The organism is Kiloniellales bacterium, from assembly GCA_030064845.1.
In the GTDB taxonomy this organism is placed as follows: Bacteria; Pseudomonadota; Alphaproteobacteria; order Kiloniellales; family JAKSDN01; genus JASJEC01.
Genome location: JASJEC010000086.1, coordinates 40,818 through 50,886, shown reverse-complemented (window position 1 = coordinate 50,886; position 10,069 = coordinate 40,818). Strand labels below are relative to the sequence as shown.

General features: G+C 68.7%; 13 protein-coding genes. 3 read left to right on the top strand and 10 right to left on the bottom strand.

Annotated elements, in window-relative coordinates:
• Positions 1 to 389 precede the first annotated feature (389 nt).
• Both QNJ67_21045 and QNJ67_21040 read left to right on the top strand, forming a co-directional pair.
• Positions 390 to 770, top strand: a complete 381-nt coding sequence (locus QNJ67_21045; protein ID MDJ0611474.1) for a hypothetical protein — start codon at positions 390 to 392, stop codon at positions 768 to 770.
• 335 nt (positions 771 to 1,105) lie between these two features.
• Entirely contained in the window at positions 1,106 to 1,732 is a 627-nt protein-coding gene (locus QNJ67_21040) for a methyltransferase domain-containing protein (protein ID MDJ0611473.1), read from the top strand.
• Positions 1,733 to 1,881: 149 nt separating this feature from the next.
• Here the strand turns inward: QNJ67_21040 and QNJ67_21035 are convergent, their stop codons facing one another.
• Positions 1,882 to 2,718: a VOC family protein gene (locus QNJ67_21035; protein MDJ0611472.1), complete on the bottom strand. Its 837-nt coding sequence runs from the start codon at positions 2,716 to 2,718 to the stop codon at positions 1,882 to 1,884.
• A gap of 121 nt (positions 2,719 to 2,839) precedes the next feature.
• Here QNJ67_21035 and QNJ67_21030 point away from each other — a divergent pair, with 121 nt between their 5' ends.
• Entirely contained in the window at positions 2,840 to 4,096 is a 1,257-nt protein-coding gene (locus tag QNJ67_21030) for an MFS transporter (protein MDJ0611471.1), read from the top strand.
• A 12-nt stretch (positions 4,097 to 4,108) separates the two neighbouring features.
• Here the strand turns inward: QNJ67_21030 and QNJ67_21025 are convergent, their stop codons facing one another.
• The 9 genes from QNJ67_21025 to QNJ67_20985 form a co-directional block, all read right to left on the bottom strand.
• The gene (locus tag QNJ67_21025) at positions 4,109 to 4,732 is read right to left on the bottom strand and encodes a hypothetical protein (protein ID MDJ0611470.1); all 624 of its coding nucleotides are present in this window, start codon (positions 4,730 to 4,732) and stop codon (positions 4,109 to 4,111) included.
• A gap of 111 nt (positions 4,733 to 4,843) precedes the next feature.
• Positions 4,844 to 5,080, bottom strand: coding sequence for a hypothetical protein (locus tag QNJ67_21020; protein MDJ0611469.1), 237 nt, complete (start codon positions 5,078 to 5,080; stop codon positions 4,844 to 4,846).
• A complete protein-coding gene (locus tag QNJ67_21015) occupies positions 5,077 to 5,673 on the bottom strand; it encodes a DNA-3-methyladenine glycosylase I (GenBank protein ID MDJ0611468.1) in 597 nt (198 codons plus the stop codon). The genes QNJ67_21020 and QNJ67_21015 overlap by 4 nt, the downstream gene beginning before the upstream one ends.
• Entirely contained in the window at positions 5,670 to 6,413 is a 744-nt protein-coding gene (gene recO / locus QNJ67_21010) for a DNA repair protein RecO (protein ID MDJ0611467.1), read from the bottom strand. Before recO ends, QNJ67_21015 begins: the two co-directional genes overlap by 4 nt.
• A gap of 94 nt (positions 6,414 to 6,507) precedes the next feature.
• A complete protein-coding gene (gene era / locus QNJ67_21005) occupies positions 6,508 to 7,446 on the bottom strand; it encodes a GTPase Era (GenBank protein ID MDJ0611466.1) in 939 nt (312 codons plus the stop codon).
• The gene (gene rnc, locus QNJ67_21000; protein MDJ0611465.1) at positions 7,443 to 8,153 is read right to left on the bottom strand and encodes a ribonuclease III; all 711 of its coding nucleotides are present in this window, start codon (positions 8,151 to 8,153) and stop codon (positions 7,443 to 7,445) included. The genes era and rnc overlap by 4 nt, the downstream gene beginning before the upstream one ends.
• A gap of 20 nt (positions 8,154 to 8,173) precedes the next feature.
• Positions 8,174 to 8,914, bottom strand: coding sequence for a signal peptidase I (gene lepB, locus QNJ67_20995; protein MDJ0611464.1), 741 nt, complete (start codon positions 8,912 to 8,914; stop codon positions 8,174 to 8,176).
• A gap of 106 nt (positions 8,915 to 9,020) precedes the next feature.
• Positions 9,021 to 9,431, bottom strand: a complete 411-nt coding sequence (acpS, locus tag QNJ67_20990; GenBank protein MDJ0611463.1) for a holo-ACP synthase — start codon at positions 9,429 to 9,431, stop codon at positions 9,021 to 9,023.
• Positions 9,428 to 10,051 carry a DUF2062 domain-containing protein gene (locus QNJ67_20985; GenBank protein ID MDJ0611462.1) on the bottom strand — a complete coding sequence of 208 codons (624 nt, stop codon included), beginning with the start codon at positions 10,049 to 10,051 and terminating at the stop codon, positions 9,428 to 9,430. Before QNJ67_20985 ends, acpS begins: the two co-directional genes overlap by 4 nt.
• Between the last annotated feature and the right edge of the window lie 18 nt (positions 10,052 to 10,069).

Sequence of the window (10,069 nt, the reverse complement as noted above, 5' to 3'; positions counted from 1 at the left end):
CCCGGCACGGTCATCCTCTGCATGCTGCCGGATACCGGCGAGCGCTATCTCTCGTCGCCGCTGTTCGAGACCATCGAGGAGAACATGACCGAGGAAGAGGTCGCGCTGTCGCTCTCGACGCCCGGCTTTCACATGCCGGCGGCCTAGGGCCTGTTCAGGACCGCTTCGCCGGAGCCGGCCGTGACCTTCGGCAACACTCCGGCGCTCCAAACGCCGCTCGCCAAGTGCATCGGATGGTATAGACTGCCTGCCGGCGCCAACTCCGGAGAGCATACACCATGTCGGGAGGTCGTTCGCGGGTGGACAGCGCGTTTCGCTTGCGACCCCTCTGTCAACGGACGGCCTTCGGCGCCGGCAGGCTGGCTGGAGTGAGCGCTGGAACGCGCGCTTTGGCGGCCGCCGCCGTGGTCTTCACGCTCGGGTTCGGCGCCTCCGGGTTCGCCGCTCCGGACGCCGGTGGGGCGGCTGGAGACCCGCACGTCAACGGGCAAGCCCCGGCCAGAGGGGACCAGAGGTCATTCTTCATGACCGAGGAGATCTGGCATTGCGTCAAAACCCGGAGCGGCGCCGAGCACGGCACCGTTTTTGAGCCACCCGACGCGGATCAGGGCCGGGCGACGACGAAGAAGTGGGTCGGGCTGTTCCTGCTGGATTTCAGCTTCGATGAGAAAGCGCAGAAGATCACCTACAACATCGTCGAGAAGCCCCGGGTCGTGTGGAACGGCGCCATCTGGAACGGCATCATGGAGACCATAGAGAGGTGCCGCTGAGGTGCCGCCGCGTTATCCCAGCCGAAGGCCGCGCCGCACCGCGACGGCGGATTAGCTTCCGACATGCCTCACTGGCTGGCGTCTCTCCGGCAATCGCCAGTCTGCCGCATTACACCCACTTGCATCAAAGCAATCGATTTGTCGGCGTGTTGCGCTGCCATTATGGTGGGGCCACCAAAGGCCATGGCAGTTCGAAGCCCCGGCGGGTTGATCGAATCTGCTCCGAGACGCGCGCGCAAGACGACACTACGAAATAGTTGCGCTAGGCTAACCCCACCGGAGGCCGACCTTTCTCCTCCGGAACAGGAGAGCCTACAATCATTTCGCAATGCACAATGGACGAGATGACCGAACATCGAACCTTGACCGAACCGAGTGGGACGCGACCGGGCTCCGCAAGCTGGCTCCACTTCTGGCGCTTCGTTACACACCCGAACAGGTTGGCATCGATTATTCCTTCGTCGAGAACTTTGAGCCGGCTGGTCGCCGACCAGGTACGCCGCGCGGAGGGTGAATTTGTCGTCGAGCTGGGGGCCGGCACCGGTGTGGTAACGCGTGCTCTCCTCGACTCGGGCATCCCTGCGAGCAAGCTGATTGCGGTTGAGATCGACGCGGAAATGGCCCGGTTTCTGCGCAGCACCTATGCGGATGTCTCGGTCATCGAGGGCGACGCCTTAGACTTGGGGAAGATCTTGCCACCATCGGTAATCGGTAATGTTGGAACAGTCGTCTGCGGCATCCCTGCCTCGCTATTGCCGCTTGAGCAGGAACGGGAGCTGGTAGCGGGTATATTCTCCCTCATGCCTGCGGGCCGCCGCTTACTCGCATACTCCTATCGGCTGGCCTCGCCCCTGCCAGCGGAGAAGCTCGGCCTCCACGGCGAAAGGCTTGCCTTCACGTTGCGGAACATTCCTCCGATCTCCGTATGGGGCTATGTGCCGCAAGCTTCAAAACCGGATTAGCTCAGTAAGCGGAAACGCAAGGCAAACGGCCCGCTGGACCGCTCTTGACCCCAAGGCGACCCAAGGTCAGCCATCCGCCCGCACGGCTTCCAGCTCACAAGCCCCGAGAGTGGAGGCTCCAACACCGGCGCCGTTCTCCTAAACCGCGCCTAGCCGCGGCGCCATTCGAGGAAGAGGCCGCAGGCTTCGCCGGCAGGCACGACGCCGGGCTCGCGAGCGTCGGAGCGGAGGGCCACGCCGGCGAAGCGCGGGCCCGAGGCCGGCGCGAGGCCGCAGCCGGGCATGGCGGCCTGGATCCGCTCAGGCGTCAGGACCAGGAGCTCCTGGTCCGCGCCGTCCAGCCGGAATCCGCCCTCGACCGCCTCCCCTTCCCGGTTCGTCAGCCTGGCGAGGAAATCGGCGGCAGACGCCGGATCCTCGGTGGCGATGGTGACCGCGGCCAGGCCGCGCGCGCCGTTGGCGTGCCACTGGTATTCCGGCTTCCAGAAGTACTGCGGCGCGTGCTGCTGGCAGAGGAAGAAGCCCAGGCCCGGAAGGCTCGGACTGGTCGCGAAAACCAGGGAAAAGCCGACCGTGACCTCGGCACCGTCGGGCAGCCGCGCCCGGCGCTCGAAGGAGAAGGGCGCGTAGGGTTCGAGCCCGCGTTCGAGCAGGTCCGCGTGGTCCTGCTTCGCGTCCTCGCTGGCCAGCACGAGCATGGAGAGGCCGGACCCCCGGCGCAGGAAGTCCCGGTTGTGGGCGCCGAAGCTGAAGCGCGGCGGCACGGCGTCGAAGGCGTGCTCCTCTATGCCGCCGGGACGATCGACCTCGAGCAGCTCAATGAAGTTCCGCTCGGCGAATTGCGCCAGGCGGTTCGAGGTGCCCATGCGGGCCTCGTGCGCGGCGCGCGGAGTCAGCGTGAAGCCGAGCGCTTCATAGCGCCGGGCGGCCGCGTCGAGGTCCTCGACGGCGACCACGATGTGATCGAAACGGCGCGCTTCCGCCATGCTCCGCGTCCCTCTTCCAGAGGCTCTACTTCCAGGCCTCGCCGGAGCTTGCCACAGTCACGGGGCGGATTGACAGCCGCCGGAGCCCGGGCGAAGGATGGCGGCGGAGGCGGGGGCGAGCATGAGCATGGCATCGGGCAAGGAAGCGGGGCCGCGCCCGCCGCTGGCGATCAGCAGCATCATCCTTTCCATGGGCCTGCTGGCGCTGGGCAACGGCCTGATGTTCGCCTACGTGCCGGTGAAGCTGGCGGACGCCGGCTTCCCGCCCTGGGTCGCCGGCGCGATCCTGACCGCGCTGGCGGGCGGCGGCCTGCTCGGCTGCCTGATCGCCGGGCCCATGGTCCGGCGGGTCGGCCACGCGCGGGCCTTCGGCTCCTTCACGGCCTTCGTGATCCTCTCGGTCCTGCTGATCTGCCTCGGGACCGTCCCGCTGCTCTGGATCGCGTCGCGGGCGCTCTACGGCGTCGCCGCCTCCGGCCTCTTCATCGTCAGCCAGAGCTGGCTCAACGACGCCTGCCCCAACGACTGGCGCGGCAAGGTGATCGCGGTCTTCTACATGGTCTACGTGATCGCCATCGGCGCGGGCTCCTTCCTGCTCAGCCTGGTCTCGCTCGACGGGCTGCAGGCGCCGCTGCTCGGCATCTTCTTCGCGGCGCTCGCCATCCTGCCGGTCGGCCTGACCCGGCTGCAGACGCCGCCCCCGCCCGCCTCGGTCACCATCGCCGTCAAGGCGGTCTGGCGGATCTCGCCCGTGGGCCTGGTCGGCCTGCTCGCGGTCGGCGGGCTGACCATGCTGATCCAGGGCTTCGCGCCGATCTACGTGACCGCCGAAGGTTACGGCAAGGACGAGGTGGCGCTGCTGCTCTTCCTCATGCAGTTCGGCATGATCGCCGTGCAGTATCCGCTAGGCGCCCTGTCCGACCGGATCGACCGCCGCTTCGTGCTGATCGCCGCCTCGCTGCTGGTCCTCGCCATGGCGGGAATCGCCAGCCGGATCGGCACCGACGCCTTCTTCTGGGTGGTGATCGTCTTCGCGGTCTGGACCGGCGCCACGGAATCGATCTACGCCATCGCCAACGCCCACGCCAATGACCGCGCCGATCCCGAGTACTACGTCTCGCTCTCCAGCACGCTGATGATCGCCTGGTCGGTCTCGGCGCTCGTCCTGCCTGCCGTCGCCACCGCCCTCACCCCGGTCCTGGGGCCCAAGGCCTTCATGACCATCGCCCTGGTGATCGCGGGCAGCTACGCCCTCTTCGTGCTGTTCCGCGTGATCCGCCGGGAGCCGACGCCGGAAGCCGAGACCGAGCCCTATCAGCAGATCAGCGCCCAGGCCCCGCTGACCGCGGAGCTCGCGCCGCAACCGGCGGAAGACTGACGGCCTTGCGGACTACCGGAGCGCCGCCGCGACGTCGGAGTCGTTGAGCAACTGCTCCAGCTTACCCTTGAAGGCCCGCTCGGTGTTCACCCGCGCGTCGGCCGGCACCAGCGCTGCTCCCAGGTTGTCGCGACCGGCCAGGTCTTTCTTGGTCAAAGACGTGCCGTCGCCGCGCAACACTTCAAGGGTGACATCGTAAATCAGCGCCGTGTTAATGAAGGTATCGGCCTTCCACTCTCGCAGCTGGAAAAGCACGAGGCGGTCGGCATTCTCCTTGAGCAGAAGCTGACGAGCCAGCGCACGCGTCGGTTCGTCGGGCGCGTTCACGCCGAAGGCGTCTACCTTACTCTTCTTCATGGCGTCAACGATGGAGATCGTCATGTCCTTGGACAGGGGCCGTCCGCTCCTGGTCGAAACATTGAAAGGAATGCCGTAGCCTCCGCGCTGGAGCCCAACGAAGGTCGGCTCCTTGTCGCCGTCCAGGATATAGGGCCGAAGATCGATGGTCATGACCGCCACGGATTTCTGGGTTTCCAGAGTGAGTTCCGCGTCTCCCAGGTCGTAGCGGTGCGAGTTGCCGACCGCGCAGCCGCTGGTCAGAGCGGCGACGAACAGCACCAGGAAAAGCTTGCGCATGGACCCTCTCCGTTCCGTGTCATGGGAATCGCCGCCCATGATGGCGGAAACCTCACGAGCGGACCAGATCGACGTCACATGGTATGCCGCGGGCCCGCCTGCCGCCCGCGGTCACGCCCGCTCGCGCTGCGAGCGCCTCTGCTTCAGCCAGGCCCGGGACCGGCGCCAGCGCTCGCGCACCCAGGGCGCCTCGAAGAAGATCACGACCAAGCCGAGCGGGATCATCCAGAAGCCCAGCACCGGCAGGAAGCCGAAGAAGCCGCCGACGACCAGCAGCAGTCCGAGGCCGACGCGCGCCAGGCGCGGCGCCGTCATGAGCCGCCGATAGTGCGAGTTGGGCGCCTTCATGGCTCGTGGGTCGCCATCGCCGACACCTCGCGGTGGCGAAAGCAGTCGGTCGTGTGGTCGTTGACCATGCCGACGGCCTGCATGAAGGCGTAGCAGATGGTCGGGCCGACGAAGCGAAAGCCCCGCTTCTTGAGCGCCTTGGAGAGCGCGCGGGACTCCTCCGTCTCAACCGGGACCTCGTCCAGGCCGCGCCAGCGATTGACGATCGGCCGGCCACCGACGAAGGACCAGACGAAGCCGGCGAAGCTGCCCTCGCTTTCCATGATCGCGCGCCAGCCCTTGGCGTTGTCGATCGCCGCGGCGATCTTGGCGCGGTTGCGCACGATCCCCGGGTCGGCGAGCAACGCGGCGGTCTTCTCGGCGCCGTATCCGGCGACCACATCGGGGTCGAAGCCGTCGAACACGGCGCGGTAGTTCTCGCGCTTCTTGAGGATCGTCAGCCAGGAGAGACCGGCCTGGGCGCCTTCAAGAATCAGCATCTCGAAGAGCGCGCAGTCGTCCAGCAACGGCACGCCCCACTCGCGGTCGTGGTAGTCGCGGTAGATCGCTTCCGCGCCGACCCAGGCGCAGCGGGTCCTGCCCTCCGCCGTCATGGGGCGGCCCCCGCCTCCTGCCCTTCGGGCAGCGGAAAGCGCTCGGCCAGCCGCCGGCGGGGCCCGGGGAGCGGGCGTTCCTGGGGGCCGAAAACGAAGCGCTCGAGGAAGAACCCGGTCATCTTCAGCCCCTGGGCCACCTCGAGCGGGCCGCCGCCGCCGCGCCCGATCAGGAACCCCGGCAGCGGCAGCAAACGGTCCCGGTAGGGCTCGCCGGCGGCGAGCGAGACAGCGCGCGCGCTGCGCGGTGAGACATAGGCGAGCTGATCATTGTCGCCGCCGGCGGCGCAGGCGGTGAGATCGAGGCCGAAGCCCAGCTCGGCCAGAAGGGAGACCTCCCATAGGACGAAGGCCTCTGCCCAGTGCTCGCCCTGCAGGGCGGCCAGCAGCGCCACCATGCCCTCGTAGCAGGCGGGATGGGGCTCGCGCTCGGGCAGGGCGCGCTCGAGGACGGCGGACGCGGCGCCCAGCGCGTTCAGCGCGGCCGGCCGGTCGAGCAGCCCGGCGGCGTGGCTGACCGCGAGCTCGCAGCTGTAGCTGCCGAGATGCTCGGCGAGCCGCGCGCGCCAAGTCGCCGCCACCTCGTTGCCCGGCTGCAGCACGCCGCGCGCCCGGCGCCCCTGCCCGCCGCGGACCAGCCCGGCATGGCGGCCGTGGCCACGGGTCAGCAGCTGCACCACGGCGCCGGCCTCGCCGTGCGGCCGGGCGCTCAGCACGATGCCCTGGTCGCTCCATTCCATGGCGCCAGCTTGCCGAGGCCGGAGCGAGATGACAAAGGGCGAATCGGCCTTCGCCCGATTCTTGCCACCGACATCCGTGTCGGCGCGACTCGCTTCAGGCCTCGAAATCGAGGCCCCAGGGCCGGTAGCGCGCCGGGTCGTCGATCCAGTTCTTGCGCACCTTGACGAAGAGAAAGAGGTGGACCGGGCGCTCGAGGCTCTCGGCCAGCTCCTGCTGGGCGGCTTCCCGGACCGCCTTGATCGCCCGGCCGCCCTTGCCCAGGACCATGGCCTTCTGGGAGTCGCGCCGGACGTAGATGGTCTGCTCGATCCTGATGCCGCCGTCGGCGCGCTCCTCCCAGGTCTCGGTCTCGACCGTCAGCGCATAGGGCAGCTCCTGGTGCAGGCGCAGGAACAGCTTCTCGCGGGTCACCTCCGCCGCCAGCAGGCGCTGGGGCAGATCGGACAGCTGGTCCTCGGGGTAATGCCACGGCCCCGGCGGCACGGCGCCGCCCAGGTGGGCCTTGAGGTCAGCAATGCCGTCGCCCTCCAGCGCCGAGATCATGAAGATCCGGTCGAACAGCCCCTCCTCCTGGAAACGCGCGGCCAGCGCCAGCAGGGTCTCGCGCTTGACGGCGTCGACCTTGTTGAGGACCAGGACCGCGCGGCGCCCCTGTTCGCGGAGTCCTTCGAGGATCCGCTGCGTGTCGGGATCGGGCTGCTTGATCCCGGCGTCGACCACCAGGACCAGCACGTCGGCGTCGCCGGCGCCGCTCCACGCCGCCGCCACCATGGCCCGCTCCAGGCGCCGCTTGGGCGCGAAGATGCCCGGGGTGTCGACGAAGATCAGCTGGCTCGGTCCCTCCACGGCGATGGCGCGGATCCGGCTGCGCGTGGTCTGGACCTTGGGTGACACGATCGAGACCTTGGCCCCGGCCAGCGCGTTCAGCAGCGTCGACTTGCCCGCGTTGGGCGCGCCCAGGATCGCGACGAAGCCGCAAGCGCGGCCTTCCTCGGCGCCGTGCGAGGTGCCACCGCTCCCAGGGCTACTCACGGGGCCGTCCCCGGCCGCGCCCGGCCGGTCAGTCGGGCCAGCAGGCGGCTGGCCGCCTCCTGCTCGGCCAGGCGCTTCGACCGGCCGGTGCCGGTCTCCGGCGCCTGCTCCGCGACGGCGGCCTCGACCGTGAAGACCGGGTCGTGGGGCGGGCCCTCGCGCTTCAGCTCACGGTAGGCCGGCAGCGGCAGGCCCCGTCCCTGGGCCCACTCCTGCAGCGCTGTCTTGGCGTCCTGCGGCGGCGTCGGGTCCGCCTCGGCCAGGGGCGCCCAGCGGGGTTCGACGAAACGGCGCGCCGCCTCGAGCCCGCCGTCCAGGTAGAGCGCCGCGATGACCGCCTCGCAGGCATCGGCCAGGAGACCGGGATTGCTGTCCTCGCCGGCCTCGCGCTCGCCCTTCGCCAAGATCAGGAAACTCCCAAGGTCCAGCCCTTCCGCGACCTCCGCCAGGCTTTCCTTGCGCACCAGCGCGGCCAGCCGCCGCGCCAGGGCGCCCTCGGTCTCCTTCGGAAAGCGCGCCAGCAGCAGGTCGGCGACGATCAGGCCGAGGACGCGGTCGCCCAGGAACTCCAGCCGTTCGTAGCTGCGCCGCGCCCGGTCCGCGGCGCTGGGATGGGTCAGGGCCTCGCGCAGAAGCTCGGGCCGCCGAAAGTCGTGGCCGATGCGCTCTGCAAGCTTCCGGGTCTTGGTGTCGTCGCCGTCGGTCACGCTGTCGGCCGTACCGGGCCCTATTCGATGCCTTTGCCGATCCGGCTCCAGCGGATCGAGGTCGGCCAGCGCCAGAATTCCCACCAACTGGCCGTGCCGTCGTGGGAGAAGAACAGGAACTCGGCCCGTCCGACCAGGTTCTCGAAGGGCACGAAACCGACCCGGCCCACGTCGCGGCTGTCCTGGCTGCGGTCGCGGTTGTCGCCCAGGAACATGTACTTCCCTTCGGGCACGACGAAGGCGCGGGTGTTGTCGAAGTGATGGTTGTCCGCTTCCTCGCGGATCAGGTGGCGCCGCCCGCCGGGCAGGGTCTCCAGGTACTCGCGCACCTCGAAGACGCCGGCCGTGCCCGAGGTGAGCCGTTCCGATCTGACCAGCTCGCGGCTGACCGCCTTGCCGTTGATGTACAGGATGCCGCCCTTGACCTGGATCCGGTCGCCAGGCAGCCCGATCAGGCGCTTGATGTAGTCCGTCTCGTTGTCGCGCGGCAGCTTGAAGACGATCACGTCGCCCCGTTCCGGCTCGCTGCCCCAGACCCGACCCGAGAAGAGCGGCGGGCTGAACGGCATCGAGAAGCGGCTGTAGCCGTAGGAGAACTTCGAGACGAAGAGATAGTCGCCCACCAGCAGGGTGGGGATCATGGACCCCGAGGGGATATTGAAGGGCTCGACGCCGAATGTCCGCACGACCAGGGCGATCAGCACGGCGTAGACGACGGTGCGAACCGTCTCGCCCCAGCCACCCCGCCGCTTCTCCGTCATCGGCTCATCCATCTGGCTTGTCGGGTTCCTCTTGCGCCTGCGGGCTGGTGTTCCTGCGGAGCGGGGTCACGGCCGGGCGTCTCGGCGTCCGACCGGCGGGAGCGGGTCATTCGTCACCGCGCGGGACGGCGCTGATGATGACGATGGCCTGGGCCAGGGGATAGTCGTCGGTGATCGTAATGTCAATTTGCGCGGCCATTCCGGGCGGGGTCAGCTCGGCCAGGCGGCGCGCCGCGCCTCCGGTCAGCGCAACGGTCGGCTTGCCCGAGGGCAGATTGACCACGCCCATGTCGCGCCAGTGCACGCCGCGCCGCGGCACGCCGGTGCCGAGCGCCTTGGCGCAGGCCTCCTTGGCCGCGAAGCGCTTGGCGTAGCTGGCGGCACGGGCGGCGCGCCGGTCCGACTTGCTGCGCTCCACCTCGGTGAAGACACGCTCGATGAAGCGGTCGCCGAAACGCTCGAGCGTGCGCTCGATGCGCCGGATATCGATCAGGTCGTTACCGAGGCCGATAATCATGGCTGCCGGCGCCCCTCGACCCGCGATTCTCGTGTCACGAGGCCCTCCGCGAACTCCGCGCCCCGCTTCGCCGTCACCTGGTCGTGCCGCTTCTTGACTTTGCGGCGGATGCGCCAGCGCCGCGCGCGCTGATACTCCCTGACCGCCCTTCTGACCGGGAAGAAGAAGGCGAACCAGGCCAAGGAGGCGGTCGGGATGCCGGCGAGCGTCATGGGCCAGAAGACGTCCCAGAAGTGCGTGATGACGAAGTCCAGATCGAACTGGATATTGAGCGGTTCGGTGACGCTGCGGCCCAACATCCAGTGCCCCGAAGTGTAGAGCCAGGCCCAAATGAAGGGAAAAGTCGCCGGATTGCCGACCGCCGTCCCCAGCGCGGCGGCCAGGATGTTGCCGCGCATCGGCAGGCAGATCAGCGCCGCGAAGGCGAAATGGAAGCCGACGAAGGGCGTGAAGGAAAGAGCCGCGCCCGAGGCGAAGCCGGCGGCGATGCGGTGCGGCGTGCCGGGCAGGCGCCGCAGGCGGTGGGCGATGTACTGGCTAGAGCGGTGAAAGCCGCGGGCCGGCCAGATCAGATCCTTGATCCGAAGATAGAGGGGTTGCGGGTTGCGGCGTTTGAACATGGCTTCTTTCGCGGGCGG

Excerpts from the sequence above, each read along its gene's own strand:
- acpS (MDJ0611463.1), bottom strand. The coding sequence starts at position 9,431 with ATGATTATCGGCCTCGGTAACGACCTGATCGATATCCGGCGCATCGAG.
- QNJ67_21015 (MDJ0611468.1), bottom strand. The coding sequence starts at position 5,673 with ATGACGGCGGAGGGCAGGACCCGCTGCGCCTGGGTCGGCGCGGAAGCG.
- QNJ67_20985 (MDJ0611462.1), bottom strand. The coding sequence starts at position 10,051 with ATGTTCAAACGCCGCAACCCGCAACCCCTCTATCTTCGGATCAAGGAT.
- lepB (MDJ0611464.1), bottom strand. The coding sequence starts at position 8,914 with ATGACGGAGAAGCGGCGGGGTGGCTGGGGCGAGACGGTTCGCACCGTC.
- QNJ67_21035 (MDJ0611472.1), bottom strand. The coding sequence starts at position 2,718 with ATGGCGGAAGCGCGCCGTTTCGATCACATCGTGGTCGCCGTCGAGGAC.
- QNJ67_21025 (MDJ0611470.1), bottom strand. The coding sequence starts at position 4,732 with ATGCGCAAGCTTTTCCTGGTGCTGTTCGTCGCCGCTCTGACCAGCGGC.
- QNJ67_21030 (MDJ0611471.1), top strand. The coding sequence starts at position 2,840 with ATGAGCATGGCATCGGGCAAGGAAGCGGGGCCGCGCCCGCCGCTGGCG.
- QNJ67_21020 (MDJ0611469.1), bottom strand. The coding sequence starts at position 5,080 with ATGAAGGCGCCCAACTCGCACTATCGGCGGCTCATGACGGCGCCGCGC.
- QNJ67_21040 (MDJ0611473.1), top strand. The coding sequence starts at position 1,106 with ATGGACGAGATGACCGAACATCGAACCTTGACCGAACCGAGTGGGACG.
- recO (MDJ0611467.1), bottom strand. The coding sequence starts at position 6,413 with ATGGAATGGAGCGACCAGGGCATCGTGCTGAGCGCCCGGCCGCACGGC.